21 protein-coding genes are annotated in these 24,401 nt (G+C 67.7%); 12 read left to right on the top strand and 9 right to left on the bottom strand.

The annotated features are described in order from the left end of the window. The first annotated feature begins 46 nt into the window (after window positions 1–46). Window positions 47–289: a hypothetical protein gene (locus ACFVVC_RS07145; protein WP_387450604.1), complete on the top strand. Its 243-nt coding sequence runs from the start codon at window positions 47–49 to the stop codon at window positions 287–289. Window positions 290–318: 29 nt separating this feature from the next. Here ACFVVC_RS07145 and nhaA read toward each other — a convergent pair whose 3' ends face one another. After that, window positions 319–1,671 carry a Na+/H+ antiporter NhaA gene (gene nhaA / locus ACFVVC_RS07140; protein ID WP_387450602.1) on the bottom strand — a complete coding sequence of 451 codons (1,353 nt, stop codon included), beginning with the start codon at window positions 1,669–1,671 and terminating at the stop codon, window positions 319–321. A gap of 90 nt (window positions 1,672–1,761) precedes the next feature. Beyond that, entirely contained in the window at window positions 1,762–2,436 is a 675-nt protein-coding gene (locus ACFVVC_RS07135; RefSeq protein WP_387450601.1) for a PAS and ANTAR domain-containing protein, read from the bottom strand. A gap of 284 nt (window positions 2,437–2,720) precedes the next feature. Between ACFVVC_RS07135 and ACFVVC_RS07130 the strand changes: the two genes are divergently transcribed. The 6 genes from ACFVVC_RS07130 to ACFVVC_RS07105 all read left to right on the top strand — a co-directional run bounded on the left by ACFVVC_RS07130 (window position 2,721) and on the right by ACFVVC_RS07105 (window position 10,722). Beyond that, a complete protein-coding gene (locus tag ACFVVC_RS07130) occupies window positions 2,721–3,371 on the top strand; it encodes a low molecular weight phosphatase family protein (RefSeq protein ID WP_387450599.1) in 651 nt (216 codons plus the stop codon). Window positions 3,372–3,493: 122 nt separating this feature from the next. Continuing rightward, window positions 3,494–4,612, top strand: a complete 1,119-nt coding sequence (locus ACFVVC_RS07125) for an LCP family protein (protein WP_387450597.1) — start codon at window positions 3,494–3,496, stop codon at window positions 4,610–4,612. 117 nt (window positions 4,613–4,729) lie between these two features. Next, complete coding sequence (locus ACFVVC_RS07120) at window positions 4,730–6,424, top strand: alkaline phosphatase D family protein (protein ID WP_387450595.1); 1,695 nt, start codon at window positions 4,730–4,732, stop codon at window positions 6,422–6,424. Between the two features lie 575 nt (window positions 6,425–6,999). Then, window positions 7,000–9,216, top strand: coding sequence for a S9 family peptidase (locus tag ACFVVC_RS07115; RefSeq protein WP_387450593.1), 2,217 nt, complete (start codon window positions 7,000–7,002; stop codon window positions 9,214–9,216). 98 nt (window positions 9,217–9,314) lie between these two features. Next, on the top strand, window positions 9,315–9,521 hold the full coding sequence (locus tag ACFVVC_RS07110; RefSeq protein ID WP_387450591.1) for a DUF2945 domain-containing protein: 207 nt from the start codon (window positions 9,315–9,317) through the stop codon (window positions 9,519–9,521). A gap of 4 nt (window positions 9,522–9,525) precedes the next feature. Continuing rightward, entirely contained in the window at window positions 9,526–10,722 is a 1,197-nt protein-coding gene (locus ACFVVC_RS07105; RefSeq protein WP_387450589.1) for an NAD(P)/FAD-dependent oxidoreductase, read from the top strand. Here the strand turns inward: ACFVVC_RS07105 and ACFVVC_RS07100 are convergent. Both ACFVVC_RS07100 and ACFVVC_RS07095 read right to left on the bottom strand, forming a co-directional pair. Then, on the bottom strand, window positions 10,706–11,278 hold the full coding sequence (locus ACFVVC_RS07100; RefSeq protein ID WP_387450587.1) for a GNAT family N-acetyltransferase: 573 nt from the start codon (window positions 11,276–11,278) through the stop codon (window positions 10,706–10,708). The genes ACFVVC_RS07105 and ACFVVC_RS07100 overlap by 17 nt on opposite strands. A 5-nt stretch (window positions 11,279–11,283) precedes the next feature. Then, window positions 11,284–12,444, bottom strand: coding sequence for an acetate kinase (locus ACFVVC_RS07095; protein ID WP_387450585.1), 1,161 nt, complete (start codon window positions 12,442–12,444; stop codon window positions 11,284–11,286). Between the two features lie 139 nt (window positions 12,445–12,583). On the opposite strand from ACFVVC_RS07095, the gene ACFVVC_RS07090 reads away from it, so the two are divergent. Next, window positions 12,584–12,877, top strand: a complete 294-nt coding sequence (locus ACFVVC_RS07090; RefSeq protein WP_387450583.1) for a hypothetical protein — start codon at window positions 12,584–12,586, stop codon at window positions 12,875–12,877. A 65-nt stretch (window positions 12,878–12,942) separates the two neighbouring features. Here ACFVVC_RS07090 and ACFVVC_RS07085 read toward each other — a convergent pair whose 3' ends face one another. The 4 genes from ACFVVC_RS07085 to ACFVVC_RS07070 all read right to left on the bottom strand — a co-directional run bounded on the left by ACFVVC_RS07085 (window position 12,943) and on the right by ACFVVC_RS07070 (window position 17,913). Then, the gene (locus ACFVVC_RS07085) at window positions 12,943–14,139 is read right to left on the bottom strand and encodes a fumarylacetoacetate hydrolase family protein (protein WP_387450581.1); all 1,197 of its coding nucleotides are present in this window, start codon (window positions 14,137–14,139) and stop codon (window positions 12,943–12,945) included. Then, the gene (locus ACFVVC_RS07080; RefSeq protein WP_387450579.1) at window positions 14,136–15,680 is read right to left on the bottom strand and encodes an aldehyde dehydrogenase (NADP(+)); all 1,545 of its coding nucleotides are present in this window, start codon (window positions 15,678–15,680) and stop codon (window positions 14,136–14,138) included. The genes ACFVVC_RS07085 and ACFVVC_RS07080 overlap by 4 nt, the downstream gene beginning before the upstream one ends. After that, window positions 15,677–17,023, bottom strand: a complete 1,347-nt coding sequence (locus ACFVVC_RS07075; RefSeq protein WP_387450577.1) for an enolase C-terminal domain-like protein — start codon at window positions 17,021–17,023, stop codon at window positions 15,677–15,679. Before ACFVVC_RS07075 ends, ACFVVC_RS07080 begins: the two co-directional genes overlap by 4 nt. A gap of 164 nt (window positions 17,024–17,187) precedes the next feature. Beyond that, window positions 17,188–17,913: a GntR family transcriptional regulator gene (locus ACFVVC_RS07070; protein ID WP_387450575.1), complete on the bottom strand. Its 726-nt coding sequence runs from the start codon at window positions 17,911–17,913 to the stop codon at window positions 17,188–17,190. 241 nt (window positions 17,914–18,154) lie between these two features. On the opposite strand from ACFVVC_RS07070, the gene ACFVVC_RS07065 reads away from it, so the two are divergent. Continuing rightward, window positions 18,155–19,486: an MFS transporter gene (locus ACFVVC_RS07065; protein WP_387450573.1), complete on the top strand. Its 1,332-nt coding sequence runs from the start codon at window positions 18,155–18,157 to the stop codon at window positions 19,484–19,486. Between the two features lie 75 nt (window positions 19,487–19,561). On the opposite strand, the gene pta is transcribed toward ACFVVC_RS07065, so the two are convergent. Continuing rightward, a complete protein-coding gene (gene pta, locus ACFVVC_RS07060; RefSeq protein ID WP_387450571.1) occupies window positions 19,562–21,682 on the bottom strand; it encodes a phosphate acetyltransferase in 2,121 nt (706 codons plus the stop codon). Between the two features lie 156 nt (window positions 21,683–21,838). Here pta and ACFVVC_RS07055 point away from each other — a divergent pair, with 156 nt between their 5' ends. From ACFVVC_RS07055 to ACFVVC_RS07045, 3 genes are all read left to right on the top strand, one after another. Next, window positions 21,839–22,306, top strand: coding sequence for a hotdog fold thioesterase (locus ACFVVC_RS07055; RefSeq protein WP_387450569.1), 468 nt, complete (start codon window positions 21,839–21,841; stop codon window positions 22,304–22,306). A 7-nt stretch (window positions 22,307–22,313) separates the two neighbouring features. After that, the gene (paaK, locus tag ACFVVC_RS07050; protein ID WP_387450567.1) at window positions 22,314–23,666 is read left to right on the top strand and encodes a phenylacetate--CoA ligase PaaK; all 1,353 of its coding nucleotides are present in this window, start codon (window positions 22,314–22,316) and stop codon (window positions 23,664–23,666) included. A 61-nt stretch (window positions 23,667–23,727) separates the two neighbouring features. Continuing rightward, a complete protein-coding gene (locus ACFVVC_RS07045; RefSeq protein WP_387450565.1) occupies window positions 23,728–24,366 on the top strand; it encodes a TetR/AcrR family transcriptional regulator in 639 nt (212 codons plus the stop codon). The last annotated feature ends 35 nt before the right edge of the window (window positions 24,367–24,401 follow it).

The following is a 24,401-nucleotide window of genomic DNA, read 5'->3' as shown; positions in this document are numbered from 1 at the left end:
ACGGCAAGCTGTGCTTACGGGGACACAACAGCAGGAGGCAGCCCTCATGGAGGCACAAGGAATACGCACCGCCCAGCTCCGCATCGGGGACCAGATCGAAGCCTGGCACCGGGGCAAGCTGTTCCACAGCGGCCGGGTGACCGACGTCGTCCCGGCCCTTGAACTCTTCTGGATCCTGGATTCCCGGACCGGTACGCGGAAGCTGCTGGACCCGGAGGCCCTGGAGATCCGGCACCTGGAGGCCCCGGCCGTGCCGCAGGCCGAGGCGAAGCCACTCGCGACGGCCTGAGCCTGCCGGAAGCCGGCCGGGCCAGCGGCTTAGGTGCGTTCCTGGTAGACGTCAGGGACGCCGTCGTGGTCCGAATCCACCTTCTCGAGCACTTCGGCGCGCCGGTACTGGCGGTTCCGGGTACGCAGCACCAGCGTAGCCAGCAGCGCGGCGATCAATGAGGCGGCCAGGACGCCCACCTTGGCATGGTCGTCATGCAGGCTGCCGTTGCCGAAGCTGAGCTCCGCCACGAGCAGGGACACGGTGAAACCGATCCCCGCCAGCAGGGCCACACCGAACACGTCGATCCAGGTGAAGGAACTGTCCAGGCTGGCCCGGGTGGCTTTGGTCAGCACCCAGGTGGTGGCCAGGATTCCCACCGGCTTGCCAAGGACCAGGCCCAGGATGATGCCCAGGGCCACGGGATCCGACAGGGCCGAACCCAGGCCTTCCCATCCGCCCACCATCACGCCAGCGGAGAAGAACGCGAAGATGGGCACCGCCACGCCGGCGGAAATGGGCCGGAACCGGTGTTCGAAGATCTCCGCCAGCCCCGGGCCCGCGTCCGGACCGCCGGAGGCCTGCGACCTGATCACCGGCACGGCAAAGCCCAACAGCACGCCGGCCACGGTGGCATGGATGCCGGAGGCATGCACCAGCGCCCAGGTGACCACACCCAGCGGCAGCAGGATCAGCCACGCCGCGGGGGCATGGCGGCCAAAGAACCTGCGGTACTTTTGCGCCAGGAACGCGTAGGCCGCCAGCGGAACGAGCGCCAGGAGCAGCGGCAGGACCTGGATGTCGCTGGAGTAGAAGAACGCGATGATGGTGATGGCAATCAGGTCATCCATCACGGCCAGCGTCAGCAGGAAGATCCGCAGCGCGCTGGGCAGGTGGGATCCGATGATGGCCAGGACGGCCACGGCGAACGCGATGTCGGTTGCCGTGGGGATGGCCCAGCCGCGCAGGGTTTCCGGGCTGGAGAGGTTGACGACGGCGTAGATCACCGCCGGGACGGCCACACCGCCCACGGCGGCGGCCACCGGAACCACCGACTTGCTGATCTGCCGCAGGTCGCCGGCTACGAATTCCCGCTTGAGTTCCAGCCCCACGAGGAAGAAGAAAATGGCCAGCAGGCCGTCAGCCGCCCAGGCACCCAGGCTTAGTTCCAGGTGCCACGGCGCGTAGCCCACCTTGAGGTCCCGGAGGGCAAAGTAGCTGTCCGACGCCGGCGAGTTGGCCCAGAGGAGGGCGATGACCGCCGCGATGACCAGGAGGGCTCCGCCCACGGTTTCCTTGCGGAGAATTTCGCCGATCCGGAGGGCCTCGGCGTAGCTGCCGCGGGAGAAGACGGTGGAGCCCTGCGGTGTGGACCGGTTGGGCACAGGCGGGGTGGAGGTCATGGAGGCATCCTTGTTTCCGGGTTCGACAAAGCCATGCCGACCAGACTTCCCGGCGCACCTGGGTCCATTCTACCGGGGCAGGACGGACGGTCAGCCGGCGCGGCGTCCGCCGGTTTCCCTGGTCCGTCCGTGCAACTGGATGGCCCGCACGGCGCGGTCCAGGTAGGTCCGCCCGTCCACGGAATTGGCCAGCTGCACCAGTTCCGCGGCCACCACCACGAGTTTGACGTTCCGGTGGCTGCTGGTGGCCACCAGCAACTGGAAGGCCTCGTCCGAGCCGAGCTTCAGCAGGCCCATGATGATGCCGCGTGCCTGGTCGATCACCGTGCGGGTGGAGGTGGCTCCGGCAACGGCGTCGCGCGCCGTCTGTTCGGTTTCGCGCTGCAGGGTCCGGGTGAGGTCCACCATCACGCCTTCGAGGGCCACCACTGATCCGTCGTCGCCGAGGATCGCCTCACCGGAGGTCATGACCCGGCGCGTGTGGCCCCTGGCGTCGTAAATGCGGTGGTACATGCAGAAGAAGCCGCCGGTTTCGGCCACCCTGGCGGTGATTTCCTCGCATTGTTCGCGGTCGTCAGGGTGTTTGTGCGCAAAAACGAGTTCAAGGGTGGGCACTACCTCCCCGCGCTGGTAGCCGTGCAGCCGGTACATCCCATCGGACCAGTGGAAGGTCGGCCCGGCCAGGTCCACGCGGAAGACCCCGGCATCGCACTGGTTGTCGCCGAGGGCACTGGAGTACGTGTACAAGTCGCTCAGCTCGGTCACGAGGCCCACTTCCCTGGTATTTGGCCGGCCCCCAGCGGGCCGGCACCGTACTCGCTCCTCCAGTATGGGCGAACGGAGCAGTGGAAAGTAGTGCCGGAGGTCCTTTGGAACTCTCGGGGTAATGGCCTAGGGACGTGGAAATTGATACCCCCATGGGGTATAAATGGCGTGGTGACAGTGACGGGGTATGTCCCGGCACTGGGGCCGTCGCCGCGCCGTTGCGTGTTAAGTTGAAAGGCACGGGCCCACCGGTCCTGCCACCAGCTGGGAAAGAGAACATCTCCTTGGACACTTCCGCGCCAGTCAAGATCCTGACCGTCTGCACCGGGAACATCTGCCGCTCGCCGGTGGCCGAACGGCTGCTGCAGGCAGGGCTGGACCAAGCCGTGCCGGGAGGGTTCCAGGTGGCGAGCGCCGGTACCCGGGCCATGGTGGGCGAACCCATGCAACCCATCTCGGCGGACATCGTGCGCACCTTCGGCGGGGATCCGGAAGGCTTTGCGGCACGGCAGCTCACCCCCACCCTCCTGCGCGGCGTGGACTTGGTGCTCACCATGACGTCCGGACACCGCGGCGAGGTCTTGCAGCTCGATGCCTCCCTCCTCAAGCGCACCTTCACCATCCGCGAGTTCGCCCGCATGCTCGATGTCCTGGACCAGCGGGACACGTCCGAGTCCGGGGACAACACGGCCGACGACGACGGCTGGCTGGCTGCCCACACAGCCCGTTGGCGGGGGTTGCCGGCGCGGGCCGCCGGCGTGCGGCACCTCTCGCTCCCCGCCGATCCCGCCGAGAACGACATCGTGGACCCTTACCGCCGCCCGCCAGAGGTGTACCGGCAGATGGAGGACCAGCTGGCCCCGGCCATCGTGTCCATCCTGCGGCACGCCCGGCTCAACTCCCCGGTGCGCGGGGACGCAACCGGCACGCCCTAGCGAAACCGGGCCGGCGGCCCGGCGACACGCCGCAGGTGACAGTTTGGACAAGCTTGTAGCCAACAGGGGCACCACTGGCGGACACTGATCCCACCCGCAACACAATGAGGTGGAGGCACCGCATGAGCACGCCTGATCCAACAGGACCCACCGGTCCCCCCACCAGCCCGTCCGCGTCCCGCCAGCCCGCCTGGATTGCAATGCTGGGCCGCCGCCGCTGGATCGCCGCCCTGCTGGCACTGGTGCTGGTGGCCGCCGCGGGGATCGCGGTGTTCAGCCTCAACCGCGCGGACAAGGAATCCGCACCGGCAGCCACCCAAACCCAGTCGCCAAATGAGACACCCACGCCAACACCCACGCCGTCCGGGACACCCCCGCCGGCTCCCGCTCCGCCTCCTCCGCCGCAGCCGATTCCGGACCTCCCGGCGACCGAGATGAATGTGCTGGTCATCGGCAGCGACAGCCGCGGGATCGCCCGCAACGAGGCAGCCCATACCGCGGAGACCGGCGAGCCCTCGGACCAGCGCTCGGACTCGTTGATGCTGGTCCATGTGCCCGCGGACCGCCACACGCTATATGTCATCTCGATCATGCGGGATCTGTGGGTGGACGTCCCGGGCCTGGGCGGCTCCAAGATCAATGCGGCCCTGCAATACGGCGGCATCGACCTGACGACCCAGACCGTGCAGCAATTGCTGGGCGTCACCATCGACCACACACTGATGCTCGATTTCAACGGCTTCCGGGCACTCACGGACGGTCTGGGGGGCATTGACGTCAACGTCCCCTTTGCCTTCCAGTCCACTATCGAAACCCAGCATGTGTTCAGCCAGGGCATTAACCACCTTGACGGGCAGGCGGCCCTGGAGTTCAGCCGCGAGCGCTACGCCTTCACGGATGGAGACTTCCAGCGGGTGCAGAACCAGCGGACCATGCTGCGCGCCATCCTGGCCCGGCTCACCGGCGGCGCTGCCCTGAACGACGTGAACGCGGTCCGGTCGCTCGTGGACTTCGCGGGCTGCTGCCTTACCGTGGACAAGGGATTCGACCCCGTCCAGGCCGCCATCCTCGCCTACAGCCTGCGGAACCTGGACGTGAACGCCATCGGCACCATGACCCTGCCCACGGCCGGGACAGGCATGGCGGCCGGCCAATCGGTGGTGTTCCCCGATTATGGCGGCATCGACGCCGTCGGTGCCGCGCTGCGGGAGGGCAGGATCGCCGACTTCGCGGTCCCGTAGCCTGCCGTGCCAACGTGGCGACCCCCATCCGGGCGCCACCGCCTGTTCAGGACCGCCTCACCGCGGGTTTACCGGCAGGACAAAGTCCGTGCGTCCGCCCGCGGCAACCTTCAAGGTATGACTGAGAACTCCCGCGCCACCGTTTCCCGCCGCACCATCGTCAAAGGCTCGGTCCTGGCCGCCGCGCTCGCATCCGTCCCCGCCGCCGCCCAGGCAGCCGTACCCGGCCAGTCTCCCACCGGCGTCGCGCTGGTCCGGAACCGCCTCACCCTCCCCAGCGGCATCGCCACCGGTGATGTCACCTCGGATTCCGCCGTGCTGTGGTCCCGCGCCTCCGGCGCCGGCCGGATGACGGCCGTCCTGCGGGCAGTGGACGACGCCGGCCAGGTCCTGAGCGGGCGCGGCGCCTTCGAGCGGGTACTCCGCGGCCCCCGCGCCACCCAGGCCTCAGATTTCACGGCCAAGATCCATGCCGGCAACCTGCCGTCCAACACCCGCTTCGCCCTGGAGATCAGCTTCGAGGACGACGGCGGCGCGGCCGGCGAGACGGTGGGCGGCAGTTTCCGCACGGCCCCCGACACCGGAACGGTCAACGGCAAGGGCCGCACCGGTGGGACGGGCAACGGCGGCGACGCCCCGGCGTCGTCCGCGCAGAGCTTCGTGTGGACCGGCGACACTGCCGGCCAGGGGTGGGGCATCAACGAGGAGATCGGCGGCATGCGCGGCTACCGGGCCATGCACCAGACCCGGCCGGATTTCTTCATCCACTCCGGCGACACCATCTATGCCGACGGCCCCATTGCGGAGACCGTTACCGAAAAGGACGGCCAGGTGTGGAAGAACCTGGTGACCGAGGAGGTGTCCAAGGTGGCCGAGACGCTGACGGAGTTCCGCGGCAGGCACCGTTACAACTCCATGGACGCCAACATGCGCGCCTTGTTCGCTGACGTCCCGGTCATCGCCCAGTGGGACGACCACGAGACCCACAACAACTGGTACCCGGGCCAGATCCTGGATGATTCCCGCTACACGGTGCGGGACGTCAACACCCTCGCCGCCCGCGGCCGTCAGGCCTGGCAGGAAAACATGCCCATCGCGGACAGCTCTGCCCTGTGGCGGCCCGGCACGTTCGACGACGCCGGCACGTACCAGCCTGCCCGCATCTACCGGAAGATCTCCCGCGGGCCGCAGCTGGACATTTTCTGCCTGGACATGCGCACGTACAAGTCCCCCAATACGGACGGCAAGGAGCCTTACGCCACGTCCATCCTGGGCCAGGAGCAGGTGGACTGGCTCATCAGCGAGGTGTCCAAGTCCAAGGCAACGTGGAAGGTGATCGCCAACGACCTGCCCTTGGGCGTCGTGGTCCCGGACGGTCCCGTGAACGAGGAAAGCGTCTCCAACCGCGATCCCGGCGCGCCCTTGGGCCGCGAGCTTGAGCTGGCCGGGGTGCTCAGCGCCTTCAAGCGCAACGGTGTGAAGAACACAGTGTGGCTGACCGCCGACGTGCACTACTGCGCCGCCCACCACTACTCCCCCGAGCGGGCGGCCTTCACCGACTTCGAGCCCTTCTGGGAGTTCGTGGCCGGCCCTATCGCGGCAGGCTCGTTCGGTCCGAACGCCATGGACGGCACGTTCGGGCCGGAGGTGGTCTTTTCCAAGTCCGGCCGCTTCGCCGGGGAGTCCCCGCGGGACGGCGAAAACCAGTTCTTCGGGCACGTGCAGCTGGGCGAGGATAACAGCTTCACCGTGAGCCTCCGGAACGCCAACGGCGCCACCGTGTTCTCCAAGGTGCTCACGCCCCAGCGGTAGGTTCGCCCCCCGGACACGCGGATGGCCCCCGGCCGAAGCCGGGGGCCATCGTGTCGGGAAGTACAGGCCTCAGCTGCCGATGCGCTGTCTGGCGCTGTGGCGTGCACAGAATGGCGATCCGCCCCATAAGGCAGTCAACAGGTTTGCCCGCCTCCCGAGCCTTTGTTGTCTGATACTGATTTTCTAGCACTCGGGGCGCGGGCCTTCAAGAGCCCGTGCGGTCAATCCCTGGTGGGATCCGGCCGGAGCGGTGCCGGGCCGGGATCCGGGACGGGCAGCGGTCCCGGCGCCGGCGGCATGGGGAACGGATTCGGAGACGGCGGCCCCGGCGGGCGGGGCTGGGTGGGATCCGGGGAGCTGGGCTCCGGGCCAGGTTCCGGCGGAAACGGCTCAGGTTCGTGCACTGGCGGGATGGTCATGGAACTTCCCCTCTCAGGCTGGGCGGATGTGCCTTGAACTGATCAGGATACGCCGGACATGCCCCGGCGCAACTACCCCGGGGACGCTCCCTCCCCCGGCTCCCCCGGTAGCGAACGGCCTGCGGACTTGCGGTGACTGGTCTATATATTGAATCCATGACCTCCACCCCGCTGCAGGATTCCACCGGCACCTCCGTCCCGGCGCCCCCGGTTGCCAAGAAGATCCCCACAGAACGCACCCACCACGGGGAGACCTTCGTGGACAACTACGAGTGGCTCAGGGACAAGGAATCGCCGGAGGTGGTAGCGCACCTGCGGGCCGAAAACGAGTACCAGGAAGCGGTCACCGCCGGCCAGGAGCCGCTCCGCGAGGCCATCTTCCAGGAGATCAAGGGCCGCACGCAGGAGACCGACCTTTCCGTCCCGCACCGGAAGGACGGCTGGTGGTATTTCAGCCGCTCGGCCGAGGGCAAGGAATACGGCATCCACTGCCGGGTGAAGGCGCAAGACACCGGAAACAAGGTGGCCGACTGGACTCCGCCGGCCGTAGAGGCCGGTGTGGGCATCCCGGGCGAAGAAGTCCTGCTGGACGGCAACGTGGAGGCGGAGGGCAAGCCGTTCTTCTCGGTGGGCGGCACCGCAGTCACCATCGATGGCCACCTCTACGCCTATGCGGTGGACAACTCCGGCGATGAGCGCTTCACCCTCCGGATCAAGGACCTTCGCACCGGCGCGCTGCTGCCGGACGTCATCGAGAACATCTTCTACGGCGTCTCTTTCTCCCCCGACGGCACCCGCCTCTTCTACACGGTGGTGGATGAGTCCTGGCGCCCCTACCAGGTGAAGTCCCACGTCCTGGGCACGCCCGTGGCCGACGACACCGTGGTGTACCAGGAGGACGACTCCGCCATGTGGCTGGGCTTCGAGCTCTCCGCAGACCGGCGCCACCTGGTGCTCGGCATTGGCTGCTCGGAGTACAGCGAGACCCGGCTGCTCCGTTTCGACGACCCCTCCGCAAAGGTCAGCACCGTCATTTCGCGGGACGAACGCATCCTCTACGAGGCAGAACCCTTCCTGCTGGACGGCGAAGAAAGGATCCTGCTCACCCACAACCGCGGCGCCATCAACTCCATGGTCTCCCTGGCGGACCCGGCCGGGCTGCACAAGCCGCTGGACGCACAGACCTGGCAGACCGTCGTCGAGCATTCCGACGACGTCCGCGTCAACGGCGCGGGCGTCACCTCCACGCACCTCATCGTCTCCATCCGGAAAGACACCATCGAGCGGGTCCAGGTGATGGGGCTGGCCGGGCTGGGCACGTCCGCGCAACAGGCCCCGGTGGAGCCGGCCTTCGATGAGGAGCTGTACACGGCCGGGGTAGGCGGCTCGGACTACGACGCCCCCGTGATCCGGCTGGGCTACACGTCCTACTTCACGCCGTCGCGCATTTACGACTTCGTCCTCCCCACCCCCGATCTGCCCGCCGGGAATTTGCTGCTGCGCAAGGAAAGCCCGGTCCTGGGCGGCTACGACGGCAGCGACTACGTCGCCACCCGGGAATGGGCCACCGCCGGCGACGGCACGCGCATCCCGCTTTCCGTCCTGCGGCACAAGGGCGTCAAGCAGGATGCGACGGCGGCTGGCCTGGTCTACGGGTACGGCTCCTACGAGATGAGCATGGACCCCGGATTCGGCATCGCCCGGCTGTCCCTGCTGGACCGCGGCGTGGTGTTCGTGATCGCCCACATCCGTGGCGGCGGCGAGCTGGGCCGGCACTGGTACGAGGACGGCAAGAAGCTGACCAAGAAGAACACCTTCACCGATTTCGTCGACGCCACTGACTGGCTGGCCGCCTCCGGCTGGGTGGACCCGGCGCGGATCGCGGCCCTGGGCGGTTCCGCCGGCGGCCTCCTGATGGGCGCCGTAGCCAACATGGCACCGGAGAAGTACACGGCGATCGTGGCGCAGGTGCCGTTCGTGGATCCGCTCACCAGCATCCTGGACCCGGACCTGCCGTTGTCCGCCCTGGAGTGGGAGGAATGGGGCAACCCCATCACGGACCCCCAGGCCTACGCGTACATGAAGTCCTACTCGCCGTACGAGAATGTGCGGGCGGTGGCCTACCCCAAGATCGCGGCGGTGACGTCCTTCAACGACACCCGGGTCCTGTACGTCGAGCCCGCCAAGTGGGTCCAGGAACTGCGGAACAAGACCACCGGTTCCGAGCCCATCGTCATGAAGATCGAGATGGATGGCGGCCACGGCGGGGCCTCCGGACGCTATGTGCAATGGCGTGAGCGTGCGTGGGACTACGCCTTCATCGCCGACGCCCTCGGCGCCACCGGGCTGCTTCCAGGCGCCGGGCTGAAGTAGTCATCGGCGGTTCCTACCGGCCCATATCCGAAAATGCTCACCATGCTTACCATTGTGGGGCACGTGTTTTCCGATCCGGGCTACCAAAAGGGGCAGGCATGTCATTGAGCAAGGGAACGCACGTGGAGTGGAACACTTCACAGGGCAAGACCCACGGCAAGATCGTGGAAAAGAAGACCAGCGATTTCGAACTCGACGGAAACACGCACCGCGCCAGCGAGGATGAGCCGCAGTACGTGGTGGAATCGGCCAAGACCGGCGCCCGCGCGGCGCACAAGGCTTCCGCCCTGACCGAAAAGAGGTAGCCCCGTGGCCGCCCGCCACGAGGTGGTGATTATTGGTGGCGGCAACGCCGGCATCTCGCTGGCGGCCAGGTTGCAGCGCTACGGCGTCCAGGACGTGGCAGTGGTCGAGCCCAAGGACCACCACCTCTACCAGCCGCTGTTCTCGCACATCGCAGGCGGCCGGGCGCAGGCCCGGGAAGCCGTCCGGACCCAGGAGTCGGTAACTCCGGCGGGCGTCACCTGGATCCGGGATGCCGCGGTGGACGTGGACGCCACCGCCAACACGGTCACCCTGGCGTCCGGGGCCTCCGTTGGCTACGGGCAGCTGGTGGTGTGCCCGGGGCTGCAGTACGACTGGGACGCCATTCCGGGCCTTGCCGACGCCGTGCACTCGCCAAGTGGCGCCTCCCATTACGAGTTCGACCTCGCCCCCAAGGCCTGGACCCTGCTCAGCGGCCTGGCCTCCGGCACCGCCGTGTTCACCATGCCCGCCGGGCCCGTCAAGTGCGCCGGAGCCAGCCAGAAGCCCATGTACCTCGCCTGCGACTACTGGCGGGAGCAGGGCGTCCTGGACAAGATCCGCGTGGTGATGGTGCAGCCGTACCCCACCGTCTTCGGGGTACCGGAGGTGGACCGGGAACTGGACCGGAAGATCGCCGAGTACGGGATCGAGCTGCGGACCAACAGCGAACTGGTTGCGGTCAACCCCGGCGAGCGCAGGGCAACCATCCGCGACCACGCCGCACACACTACGGAGGAGCTCACCTATGACGTCCTCAATGCCGTCCCGCCCCAGTCCGCTCCGGACTGGCTGAAGGGCACCGACCTGCCTCCGGCCGGCAGCTCGGGCGGCTTCGTGGAGGTGGACCGCCAGACGCTGCGGCACCTGCGGTATGAGAATGTGTGGTCCCTGGGCGACGCCGCCGGTACCACCAACTCCAAATCAGGCGGCGCCTTGCGAAAGCAGGCCAAGGTCGTGGCGAAGAACCTGGTGGCCGCCCGCAAGGGCAAGCCGCTGCGCGCAAAGTATGACGGCTACTCGGTGTGCCCGTTCACGGTATCGCGGGACACCGTGGTGTTCGCCGAATTCGACGACCGGTACCGGGTCCAGCCCACCATCCCGCACGTCCCCACCTGGAATGAAAGCAGGCTGTCCTGGGTGGTGGACAGGGACCTGTTCCCAAAGATCTACTGGAACCTGATCCTCAAGGGCCGGGCGTAGAGTTCCTTTCCCGGCTCCATTCGTCGGCCAGGACGGCGTAGACCAGTTCGGTGGCCCACTGGTCTTTGTAGAACCACTTGTCCACATGCCGCGCCTCCAGCCGCATCCCCAGCCGCTGGCAGAGCGCCGCGGAGGCGGTATTGAGCTCGTCCAGCCTGGCCTCGATCCGGCGCAGGCCGAGCTCCCCGAAGCCGAGGTCCAGGACCGCCGCTGCCGCCTCGGTGGCGTACCCCCTGCCGCGCGCCTGCGGTGCCATGGACCAGCCCACCTCCGCCTGCCCGCGGCCCGGGAGCCACTTGAGCACCACCTCGCCCAGGAGGCCCGGCCCGTCCTTGGCCTCGATGGCCAGGGACAGCCAGTCGCCCTCCTTTTCGTACACGAAGTTGGCGTACTTGCCCACGTACTCCATGGACTTGGTGTAGCTTTTGGCCGGCCCCGGCAGGAACCGGGCGGTCTCCGCGAGTGAATGGTAGGCGTGGAAGGCGTCCAGGTCGCGGCCTTCGAAGCGCCGCAGGACCAGCCGGCCGGTGCGGATTGGCAGCAGGATGTCCGGCATGCCGGTTACCTGCCTGAACCGACGACGGCGGCCGTCGCCTCGGCGATCGCACGTTCCTCGTCGGTGGGAACCACCAGGACGGGAATCGCGGAGGACGGCGCGGAAATCACGCGCGGCTCCTTTGACCGTTGGGCGTTCAGGCCGGCGTCGAGCTCTATGCCGAGGGCACCCAGCCGGTCCGCCACGAGCGCCCGGAACTGGGAGGAATTCTCGCCAATCCCCGCGGTGAATACCAGTGCCTTGGCCCCGCCGACTGCCACATGGTAGCCACCGATGTACTTGGCCAGCCGGTAGGACGCCACCGCGAGCGCCATGGAGGCTTTGGCGTCGCCGGATTCGGCGGCCTCCACCACGGTGCGCATGTCATTGTTGCCGGCCAGGCCCTTCAGCCCGGATTCCCGGTTCAGCATGGAGTCGATGTCCTCCGGCGTCCACCCTGCGCGGCCCAGGAACACCAGGATGGAGGGGTCAAGGTCGCCCGAGCGGGTGCCCATCACCAGGCCTTCGAGGGGGGTGAAACCCATCGAGGTGTCCACGGAGTGTCCGCCGCGGATGGCGGTGACGGAGGCGCCGTTGCCCAGGTGGGCGATGACGCCGTCGAACTCCTCCGTGGGAAGGTCCAGCAGCGCGGCCGACCGGCGGGCAACGTACTCGTGCGAGGTGCCGTGGAAGCCGTACCGGCGGATCCCGTGGTTGGTGTACAGCTCATCGGGGACGGCATAGCGCCAGGCGTGCTCGGGCAGGGTGCGGTGGAAGGCGGTGTCGAACACGGCCACCTGCGGCATGTCCGGCCATTTCCTGGTGATGGCGCGGATGCCCAGGACGTTGGCGGGGTTGTGCAGCGGCGCCAGCGGGTTGAGGCGTTCGATGGCGCGGGTGATCTCGTTATCGATCAGCACGGGTTCGGCGAACCGCTCGCCGCCGTGGACCACCCGGTGCCCCACCGCCCCCAGCTCCAGGCCACCCAGTTCCTGGTGGATGGCGGCATCGACCTGCTCCAGGGCCTCCGCATGGTCCCGCGGGCCCTCGATCTCGCCGTCCCCTCCGCCGCCGTTGCCCATCCCGATCTTCTCGATCAGCCCCTCGGTGAGGACCGTCCCGGCGGCCACGTCGCGGACCTGGTACTTCAGCGACGATGAGCCGGAGTTGATGACGAGCACGAGCATGCGGGGCCTCCTCAGCCTGGCGTCAGCAGTTCAAACCCCACTATAGGTGGCGCCGGGCCGGGCGGCTTTCCTTGCGCAGGCACCCCGGCTGCGCCTATGGTCGGCGGACAAGGCTGGACCACGGCGAGAGGACATTTCCATGACGAACGAGCCCACTTCGATCGACGAGAACGACCCCACCAACACGGGATCCAGCAGCACCGCCCCGCTCCCTGCAGGCTCCGGCTCCGGCTCCGGGAAGAAGGACCCCACCGTTGTGGAGGGGGCCAACCCGGCCCTGGACGATACGGGCAACCTCAAGGCCGCCGAAACCGGCGAGGCCCCGGAGGCACCGGAGCACCCGGAAGACCTCGACCTGACCCCGCAGGGCCTCTCCGACGAGCCTGCCAAGGAGGAGGACCAGGAAAGCCTGGCCAAGCCGGACAACAGCTAGGCTCCCCGATAAAGGGCGACGCCGGCACTACCAAAGTGCCGGCGTCGCCCTTTATCTGTAAGGGACTAGGCCCAGACGCCCTGTCCCTGCCTCGCCAGGTACTCGAACAGCCGGCGGAGGCCGAAGGTCCATTCCGGCAGTTCCTCGCACGGACCCACTGTGTTGACCAGGGCGCCCAGGTGGCGGCTGCGGATGGTGACGACATCGCCGTGCTTGTGCGTGAAGCCCTGTCCCGGCTCGTCCCGGTCCTGCGTGGGCGCAAAGAGGGTCCCCGTGAACAGCGCGAAACCGTCCGGGTACTGGTGGTGCTTCCCGTGGGTGGCGGCCACGAGTTCCTCAAAGGGCCTGCTGATCCGGGCAACGCTGTTCCGGCCCTCCATCCGGTACCCGTCCGGGCCGTCCACGCAGAGCAGGATCTCCTCGTCGCGCAGCGTCTCCAGCGTGAAGGTCCCGTCGAACAACCTGATGAGCGGCCCCAGCGCGCTGGAGGCGTTGTTGTCCTTGGCCTTGCCCAGCAGCAGGGCGCTCCTGCCCTCCACGTCCCGCAGATTGACGTCGTTGCCCAGCGTCGCCCCCACCACGCGCCCGCTGGAAGTGGCAATCAGCACCAGTTCCGGTTCCGGGTTGTTCCAGGACGAGAAGGCCGGGATGCCGATTCGATCGCCGAGCCCGACCGATGACAGGACGGGCGCCTTGGTGAAGACCTCGGGGTCCGGGCCGATCCCCACTTCCAGGTACTGCGACCAGAGCCCTTCGGCGATCAGGACCCGTTTGGCCTCGGCGGCTTCCGCCGAGCCGGGCCGGAGCTCGGCCAGGCTTCCGCCCAGCGCGCGGCCCACTAACTCCCGCACCTCGGCAGCCCGGGCGGCGTCGCCCGCGCAGCGTTCCTCGATGACCCGCTCGACCATGCTGTCCACGAACGTTACGCCGCAGGCTTTGATGACCTGGAGGTCGATGGGTGCCAGCAGCCTGGCGTTGGCGGGGTCCCCGGACAGGGAGGCGTTGACGACGTCGGCGGTCGCCCAGCGCGGCTCGGCGACGGAGGGGTCCAGCAGGGCAGAGCGGACGGCAGCGGCAGGGTCCGGCAGTTCCAGCAGCCCGGCAACCGTGGGGGCAAGGCGGTGCAGGTCGAAGACGGTGGTGCCGCTGACGGCCACCACGCGCGGACCCGCCGTTTCGCCATCCCAGATCCGGCCGATGAGCAGTGCGTCGTCGTAGTCCTCGGGAAGGACGGAACGTGCCGCCTCGGACAGTGGGGTCACTTCTGCCCCTCCTTTCCGGCTGCGCCAGCGGAGGCGCGTCCGGCCGGATGCTGCCACACGCCGTCGACCCTTTGCGGGACCCGCCAGGGGTTGCTGTCCTGCAGGGGTTCGGGCAGCCGCGTGGCAGGGAAGGACTGGTAGGCAACCGGGCGGAGGAAGCGGCGGATGGCGGCCGTGCCCACGGACGTGGTGTTGGAGGTGGTGGCCGGGTACGGGCCGCCGTGGTGCTGGGCGTAACTTACCGTGACGCCGGTGGGCCAGCCGTTCCACAGGACGCGCCCGCTGATGTCTGCCAGCCGGGCAGCGAGTTCGGAGACGTCGTCGTCCTCATCGGCCTGGAGGGTGGTGGTCAGCTGGCCTTCCAGCAGGTCCGCCAGCCCGGGCAGTTCGGCCTGGTCCTGGTACTCCACCACCAGGCTGGCGGGGCCGAACATCTCCTGCCGGAGCAGGTGCGGGTTCTTCCGGACTTCCTCCGCAGTGGTGTGCAGGACCGTGGGGGCCGGTTCCTCCGCAAAGTCGCCCGCCACCAGGACCTCCACGCCGGCGCTGTCCCGGAGCATGGCCACGGCATCGGCGTAACCGGCGTGCAGGCGGTCGCTCAGGAGCCGGGCGGGAGCGAAGCCTGCCAGTGCCTTCCCCAGCCGGTCCCGGATCTCCGCCGCGTCCCCGCCGGGGACGAAGAGGAGTCCCGGCTTGGTGCAGAACTGCCCCATGCCCAGGGTGAAGGAGCCGGCGTAGCCCGTGATGATCTCCGCGCGGCGGGCCGCCCACGCATTGGGTGCCACGAAGACGGCGTTGATGCCACCGAGTTCACCGAAGAACGGGATGGGCTCGGGACGGGCGGCAATCCTGTCGAGCAGGGCACGGCCGCCCGCGGTGGAACCGGTGAAGCTGATGGCCTTGGCCAGGGGATGATCCACCAGCCCTTCGCCCGCCTGCCGGCCGGTCACCATGGAGAACAGGCCCGACGGCGCCCCGGCAGTATCCAGGGCATCGGTCACCACGCGTGCTGTGCGGGCGGCAAGGTCGCGGTGCGCGTCGTGTGCCTTGTGCACCACTGCGCAGCCGGCGGCAAGGGCGGAGGCGCTGTCCCCTCCCATCACGCTGAACGCGAAGGGGAAGTTGGACGCGCCGAAAACGCCCACGACGCCGAGGGGCACGTTGTACCGCCGGAGGTCCGGCCGCGGACCCATGCCCCAGGCCGGGTCCTCGTGGTCGATGGTGGCGTCGAAGTGGCCGCCCTGGCGGATTTCGGCAGCGAACAGCCGCAGCTGGAAAACGGTCCGCTTCAGTTCCCCCTCCAGCCGGGCGGTACCAAGGTGGGTTTCACGGACGGCCGTTTCCACCAGTCCGCCGGCGTCCTGCTCCAGGCCGGCGGCGATCGCTTCGAGCCAGCCGGCACGGGTATCCGGATCCACGCGGCGGCCCTGGTCATAGGCAGCTGCCGCGGCTTCCACGGCGGCGTCCAGGGCGCCAGGCGTGGTGGGCCCGGCGGCACGATCCGTGGCGAGGCCGACGCCGGCACCTGCTCCGGCGGTCATCGGCCGGCTCCGGCAGGGGCCGGGGCCGCGCCCGTCACGGCGGCGCGGTTGCCTACTTCCTGCCAGCCGGCGCCGTTGGGAAATTCCCAGCGGGCCCGGGAGGCGCTGGACATCTCGGCGCCCGTGCCCGGGAGTTCAGGCGCAGCGTAGCGGCCGTTGATGATCCGGACGGGTTCGGCGAAGTGCTCGTGCAGGTGGTCCACGAATTCGACCATGCGGTTTTCCTGGCTCCGGCCCACCACGGCGTAGTCGAAGAAGGAGAAGTGCTGGACCAGTTCACACAGGCCCACGCCGCCGGCGTGCGGGCAGACGGGCACCCCGAATTTGGCGGCCAGCAGCAGGATGGCGATGTTCTCGTTGACGCCGGCCACCCGGGTGGAGTCGAGCTGAAGTACGTCGATGGCGCCTGCCTGGAGCATCTGCTTGAACACGATGCGGCTTGCCACGGCTTCACCGGTGGCCACCCGGACCGGCGCCACACCCCTGCGGATTTCTGCGTGGCCCAGGATGTCGTCGGTACTGGTGGGTTCCTCGATCCAGTAGGGGTTGAATTCCGAGAGCTGGTTGACCCATTCAACCGCCTCGGAAACCTCCCACCGCTGGTTGGCGTCGATGGCGATGGGCAGCCCGCCCACGGCGTCGCGGGCCAGCGCCATGCGCCGGCGGTCGTCGTCGATGTCCCCGCCCACTTTGAGCTTGATCATGGAGAAGCCGTTGGCCGCGGCCTCCTTGCTCAGCCGGACCAGCTTCTCGTCGCTGTAGCCCAGCCAGCCCGGGGAGGTGGTGTAGGCGGGGAAGCCATCGGCCTTGAGTTCGGCGATGCGCTGGTCCCTGCCTTCCTGGCCTGAACGGAGGATCTCGAGGGCTTCTTCGGGGCTCAGGGCGTCGCGGATGTGGGTGAAGTCCACCACGCTTACCAGTTCCTCGGGTGTCATTTCGGCGAGGAGGAGCCAGAGCGGCTTGTTTTCCCGGCGGGCACGGATGTCCCACAAGGCGCTGACCAGGGCGCCGCAGGCCATCTGGGTGACGCCCTTCTCGGGTCCCAGCCAGCGCAGCTGGGAGTCATGGACCAGGAGCCTGGAGGCCGCGCCGAGGTCGCCGATGAGCTCATCGATGTCGCGGCCAACCAGCAGGCGGGCGTAGGCGTCAATCGCGGACGTCAGGATGTCATTGCCGCGGCCGCAGCTGAAGACGAAGCCGTGGCCCTCGTCGCCCGCGTCGGTGCGGATGACCACGTAGGCGGCGGAGTAATCGGGGTCTACGTTGACCGCGTCTGAGCCGTCGAGCTCAAGGGACGTGGGGAAGCGGACGTCCTGGGTGTTGATGGACGTAATGGAAGGCATGGATCTCAACTTTCGGAGCGGTACTGGTGAGGGAAAGATTCGATTCCTATACGAATTTCTAAAATCATATAGGACATGTGATGCAGGTCAACCCCTTCCGCCGCCGCCCGGCCCCGGAAACGCAACAACCCCGGCCTTTGCGGACCGGGGCCGTTCGACAATTCCTAGGATGTGATGATGCGCCTGCGCGGCGGCCCGCTGTCCTCCAGCGGCGGCAGTTCACCCTCGAATGCCTGGGCGAAGCGGTCAAAGGAGTTTCGGATATGGGTGGTCATGGCCGCCTCGGCCCGCTCCGGGTCGCACGCCTCAATGGCTTCCCGCACGGCCGTATGTTCAGCCACGGTGATGGCGCCGTCCACGTCGGCCGGGTACAGCCGGAAGGTGTGCAGGTGGCAGTGGGTCTGCGCAAAGGCATGCCGGACCACTGGATTGCCGGAGGCGGCGAGGATGGTGTCGTGGAAGCGCGTGTCATGGGCCACCAGATCCTGCCGCAGGTCCCCGGTCCGCTTCATGACTGCCTGGAAACTGCCCAGCTCCTTCTCCAGCGAGCCGGCCGGATTGGCAAGGCGGTCCACGGCCGCGGCCCGGGCTGCCCACGGTTCCACGAGGAGCCTGAACTCAAAGAGCGAGCGCAGCTCCGGAAGGTCAAGCAGGGGGGTGGTGCTGTAGCCGCGGCCGGGGTTGTAGACCACCAGGTTGTCGCCTTCAAGCCGCTGCAGCACCTCACGGACGGGCGTCTGGGACACACCCAGGCCGCGGGCTACGGCGTCGATATTGATCCGGGTGCCGGGCGCAATCTCCCCCTCCAGGATGGAGGCACGCATCGCCGAATAGACATCGGGCACAGCTGCCTTGCCGCGGGAAGTTTCGGACGATTGACGTGGGGGCACGCGGTTACCTCTTGCACTGGGTTGCTGGAACTGAAGGGCGGGAAGTCGCTTGGGGGAATCATAAGCCACCGGGCACCACTGCCTTCATCGAAGCATTTTTTCGGCGGGGCACTTGATCCCGGTCACTCTTTCTATATGATTAAGCCAATTCCTATACGATTTTGGCGCAGATATCTTCCGCGTCTACCCCTCCCGCCGTGCGCACCGCACCCGAAGCCATGTATATGTCGAAGGAGACCGCATGACTACGCTCGGAAGTAAGACCTCCATCACCACCCCATCCCGGCAACCCCGCCTCATGACCCGCAAACGCTGGGTGATCATCTGGCTTGCCTTCATCGGCCTGAGCATCAACTACCTTGACCGCTCCAGCCTCAGCGTCGCCCTGCCGTTCATGGGCAAGGACTTTGAACTCAGCGCCACCCAGCAGGGCTTGATCTTTGCAGCGTTCTTCTGGGCCTACGACTTCTTCCAGCTCGCCGCCGGCTGGTATGTGGACAAGGTGGGCCCGCGCCGCTCATTTTCCCTGGCCGCCCTTTGGTGGTCCGTCTTCACCATGGTCACGGCCGCGGCCTCCAGCTTCTGGTCGCTCTTTGCGGCCCGTTTCCTCCTGGGCGTCGGCGAAAGCCCGGCCCCCAGCACCGCGGCCAAGGTGGTGGCCACCTGGTTCCCGGTGCGTGAACGCGCCTTCGCCACCAGCATCTGGGACTCCGGTTCGCGGGTGGGAGCAGTGATCGCCCTGCCGATCGTCACCCTGATCGTCGCCTTCACGTCCTGGCACGCGGTGTTCATCATCATCGGCGTCCTTGGAATCATCTGGGCCGCCGTGTGGTGGAAGTACTACCGCAACCCGGAGGAGCACGCCGGCGCCAATGCGGCCGAAATCAGCTACATCCGGGAGGGCGGCGCCCGCGGAGCGGCAAGCGACGACGAAGACGCCGCCAAACTCCCCTGGCGTTCCCTCTTCAAGTACCGGACCATCCTGAGCATGATGTTCGGCTTCTTCTGCCTGAACAGCGCCATCTACTTCTTCATTACCTTCTTCCCCAGCTACCTGGTCAAGGAACGCGGTTTCGATCTCCTCAAGCTCGGCTTCTTCGGCGCCATCCCCGGCATCTGCGCCGTCCTGTTCGGCTGGCTCGGCGGCTACCTGGCGGACCGCGCGGTGCGGGCAGGATCCCCGGTCAGCAAGGTCCGCAAGACGGCCATCGCCGGTGGCCTGGCCGGCGGCTCCGTCATCATGTTTGCCGCCATGGTTCCGGAGGCCTGGATGGCACTTGCCCTGCTGTCCATCGCCTACTCCAGCCTCACGGTGGCCGCCACGGGCATCTGGTCGCTGCCGGCGGATGTCGCCCCGAGTTCACGCCACGTCGGTTCCATTGGCGGGCTGCAGAACTTCGCCTCCAACCTGGCGGGCATCTTCACGCCCATCCTGATCGGAGTTTTGGTGGACCAGACCGGATCTTTCGTGGCGCCGCTGGCCGTGATTGGCGCAATCTCCCTCATCGGGGCCGCCAACTACCTGTTCGTCATCGGCAAGATCCAGCCGCTGACGGTCAAGGCAGCCGCCTAGGACTTCCCCACCCCAAGCAAAATCACGACGCCGGCACTTACCAAAGTGCCGGCGTCGTCCTTTGTGCGTGGCGCCTTAGGACGCAGGCGCCCCTGCAGGGACCTGCGTCGGTTCCTGCCCGGCGTTGTGGGCCTGCGCCTGGATGGCGGTGATGGCCACGGTGTTGACGATGTCTTCCACGGTGCAACCGCGGGAGAGGTCGTTGACCGGTTTCCGCAGCCCCTGCAGGACCGGTCCCACGGCGACGGCGCCGGAGCTTTGCTGGACCGCCTTGTACGTGTTGTTGCCGGTGTTCAGGTCCGGGAAGATGAACACCGTTGCCTGGCCGGCCACGGAGGAACCGGGCATCTTGGACGCGGCAATGGAGGCGTCGACGGCGGCGTCGTACTGGATAGGGCCCTCCACGGCCAGGTCGGGCCGGCGGGCCCGGACCAGCTCGGTGGCCTGCCGCACCTCGTCCACGGCCTCACCGGAACCCGAGCCGCCGGTCGAGTAGGAGAGCATGGCCACCCGAGGCTCCACCCCGAACTGGGCGGCGGTCTCGGCCGAGGCCAGGGCAATGTCCGCCAGCTGCTCGACGTTCGGATCCGGGTTCACGGCGCAGTCCCCGTACACCAGCACCCGGTCCGGCATGAGCATCAGGAACACCGAGGACACGATCTTCACGCCCTCGCGGGTCTTCACGAACTCCAGCGCCGGCCGGATGGTGTGCGCGGTGGTGTGCGCGGCGCCGGACACCATGCCGTCCACCACCCCCAGCTGGACCATCATGGTGCCGAAGTAGCTGACGTCCTGCATGATCTCCAGGGCCTTGGCCAGGTCCACGCCCTTGTGGGCGCGGAGTTCGGCGTACTTCTCCGCGAACCCCTGCCGCAGCTCCGAGGTGGCGGGATCGATGACGTTGATTCCTGACAGGTCGATGCCGTTGGCTGCGGCCAGTTCGCGGACGTCGGATTCTGGCCCGAGGAGGGTGAGGTCGCAGACGTCCCGCCGGTGCAGGATCTCAGCCGCGCGCAGGATCCGGACATCGGTGCCTTCGGGCAGGACCACGTGGCGGCGCTGGGCCCGGGCGCGTTCGATGAGGTCATGCAGGAACCGCAGCGGCGTCATCCGTTCCGCGCGCGGCAGGTGCAGCCGCTCCACCAGTTCGGTTTCGTCCACCCGGCGGGACCAGAGGCCCAGTGCCGACGCTACCTTCCGGCGGTGCCCGGACCAGATCTCGCTGCGGACCTCGGAGACCCGGCGCGCCGTCTGGTAGGTGTCCTCGTCCGCCGCGAACACCGGGAACGGCGCCTGTGCCAGGAGCGGGTAGATGTTGGCATCCGGTGCCAGGCCGCCGGTGAGGATCAGCGCGGAGGCCACGGGAAACTCGGGCGAGAAAGAGGATGCCAGGCAGGCCACCATCACGTCCGCGCGGTCCCCCGGCACGATCACCAGGGCGCCCTCGTCCAGGACGTTGAGGAAGTTGCCCACGTTCATGGCGGCCACCTTGATGTCCTTGACGTCGCGTTCCATGTCCGGGATTCCCGCGATCTGCCTGACACGCAGGGCCGCTGCCACCTCGCCTGTAGTGGGCCGGGCGATCTCCTCCAGCTCGGGCAGGATATACACGGGCCGCCCGGAGGCCCCCGGCTTCAACGCCGCCGCGATGGCATCCAGGTCCGCGGCGTGCGCCCTGTTGACCATGAGGGCCAGCAGCGAGCACCGTTCGGCGGCGAGTTCCTTGCGGGCAACTTCCACGGCGGCAGCCGTTTCGGCGACAGTCCGCCCCTTGGCCCCCACCACGGCCACCACGGGCGTGGCGAGGTTGTTGGCCAGCCGGGCGTTGAGGTCGAATTCGACGGCGGAGTCCTGGCCCACCAGGTCCGTCCCCTCCACGATCACCACGTCGCAGTGGCGGGCGATGTCGGCGTAGATTTCGACGCACAGCGCGTCGATCTCCGCGCGGTTGCCTGCCGCAAGGAGGTCACGGACCTCCGCATAGGTCAGGCCGCCGCGGCACCGTTCGTCCTCCAGCGCGAACCGGGCCTTCATCAGCGCCACCATGGGGTCATCTGCGGCGGAGGTGCCGTGGACCACGGGCTTGAAGAAGCCGATCCTGTCCGCGTGGCGGTGCAGGGTGTCCGCCAGGCCCAGGGCCACCAGGGACTTGCCTGACCCCGGGGTGGTTGCGCTGACGTAGATGCCTTTGGCCATGGTCCGCCCTTTGCTGTGCTTGCTGGTGCCGGTCCTTCCATCCTTGCACTTCGGGCGGCCCGGAGGCACGCGTGCGCGGCGCCCACCCTTGACACCGACCCCCCTCATGGGATTACCTAATGAACATTCGGTAAATAAAGCTGGAGGCAATGACGCATGGCTGAAGCAACACTTTCCGGGGCCACCCACCCCATCCTGGAAAACGACTACGCCTCCGAATGGATGGGTATCGACGTCCTCGCCCTCAGCGACGGCCACGCCACCATCCGGATGACGCTCCGGCAGGAAATGCTCAACGGCTTCGGCATGGCCCACGGCGGAATGATCTTCGCCTTCGGCGACACCGCCTTCGCCCTCGCGTGCAACCCCATCCAGCCTGCACCGGGCGAGGAAAACACCATCACCGTCGCGTCCGGCGTCGACATCAATTTCCTCAAGCCGGCATTCCGCGGCCAGGTACTCACCGCCGTCGCGGACCGCCGCTCCAGCGCCGGGCGCAGTGGCCTGTACGACATCCAGATCTTCGCCGCCGACGCCGCCTCCGCCTCCGAAACCCACCCCAGTTCCCCGGGCGAGCTCATCGCCGAGTTCCGTGGACGCAGCCGCACCATCCCCAAGAAGTAGGAAAATCATGACCCTGCATGCCCCCGAAACCCCCGCCGCTGCCGGCGTCGACCCAGGCCTGGACCGCGAGGAGACCATCTCCCGCGACGAGCTCGAAGCCATTCAGCTCAGCCGGCTGCAGCACACCGTGGCCTATGCCTACGAGCGGGTTCCCCTGTACAAGCGCAAGTTCGACGACGCCGGTATCCACCCCAGCGACCTTCGCGAACTTGAGGACCTGGGCAACTTCCCCTTCACCACCAAGGACGACCTCCGCGCCGAGTACCCTTTCGGCATGTTCGCCGTGCCGCAAAGCGAAGTAGCCCGGATCCATGCCAGCTCGGGCACCACCGGCCGGCCAACCGTCGTCGGCTACACCAAGCAGGACCTGGCCGACTGGGCCAAACTGGTGGCCCGCAGCTTCCGGGCCTCCGGCATCCGCCCCGGCATGAAGGTCCACAACGCCTACGGCTACGGCCTGTTTACCGGCGGCCTGGGCGCCCACGCGGGCGCCGAAGCTCTGGGCTGCACCGTGATCCCCATGTCCGGCGGCCAGACCGAACGCCAGATCCAGCTGATCCAGGACTTCAAGCCGGACGCCATCCTGGCCACCCCCACCTACCTGCTGACCATCGCCGACGCCATGGCGCACATGGGCATCGACCCCGCCTCCACGTCCCTGAAGTTCGCCGTCCTGGGCGCCGAGCCGTGGACCCAGGAGATGCGGCACGAACTTGAAGTGATGATGGACATCAAGGCCTGCGACATCTACGGCCTGTCCGAGGTCATGGGCCCGGGCGTCGCCGGCGAAGCCGTGGAAACTCAGGACGGCAGCCACATCTGGGAGGACCACTTCCGCCCCGAGATCATCGACGCCTTCAACCCGGTGGCCGGCAAGGAGAACGTCCTGCGCGACGGCGAACACGGCGAGCTGGTGTTCACCTCCCTCACCAAGGAAGCGCTGCCGATCATCCGGTACCGCACCAAGGACCTCACCCGCCTGCTCCCGGGCAGCGCCCGCCCCGCACACCGCCGGATGGGCCGCATCACCGGCCGCAGCGACGACATGATCATCCTGCGCGGCGTGAACCTCTTCCCGTCCCAGATCGAGGAAATTGCCCTCCGCATCCCCGAGCTCAGCCCGCACTTCCAGCTCGAGCTCACCCGGCCCGAGGGCCAGCGGATGGACCAGCTGACCGTCCGGATCGAGCGTCGGGAAACGGTCACCGTTGAGCAGAGCACGACGGCGGCCCGTACCTTGAAAGAGCAGATCAAGATCCACGTGGGTTCTTCCTGCACGGTGGACGTGGTGGAGCCGGGGGCCCTCGAGCGGTCCAACGGCAAGCTGCGCCGCATCTACGACCTTCGCCCGAAGGCTTAATCGTTTCGGTGGTGCTGCGCCGTCCCCGGACTTACCGACCGTTCGTGAGAAACTAGCCACTATGCCCAGCGCCAGCAGAACTGCCAGCACCACCGATACCCCAGCCGCCAACGGCACCAAACGCGGCCGCCCCGGCTACGACCAGCAGTCAGTGCTGCGCATCGCCGTCGACGTTTTCAACCGGCACGGCTACGACGCAACCTCGATGGGCATCCTGGCCGAGAACCTGGGCATTTCCAAGTCCGCCATCTACCACCACGTGCCGTCCAAGGGCGACCTGCTCAAGCTCGCCCTGGACCACGCCCTGGGCGGACTTGAGGCCATCCTGGAGCAACCGGAGGCCACTTCCGGGGCGGCCGACGCCCGGCTCGAGTTCGTGCTCCGGCAAACTGTGGCAGTACTCGTGGAGCGGCTCCCGTTCGTCACGCTGCTGCTCCGGCTGCGCGGCAACACCGAGATCGAACGGGACGCCCTGGAACGGCGCCGGACTTTCGACCACAAGGTGGCCGGCCTGATTTCGGCTGCCCGCGACGAGGGATCGCTGCGCGCGGACATTGATCCCCGCACCGTCTCGCGCCTGCTGTTCGGCATGATCAACTCCATCGTCGAGTGGTACAAGCCGGGCGGTTCCCTCTCCCCGCAAAAGCTCGCCGACGACGTCATCACCGTCGCGTTCGACGGCCTGCACAGCGAAGCATAGGAGGCTGCCCGGGCGCGCACTCCACTGATAATAAG

The organism is Pseudarthrobacter sp. NPDC058196 (genome assembly GCF_042882685.1).
GTDB lineage: Bacteria > Actinomycetota > Actinomycetes > Actinomycetales > Micrococcaceae > Arthrobacter.
This window is presented reverse-complemented; position numbering and strand designations above follow the sequence as displayed.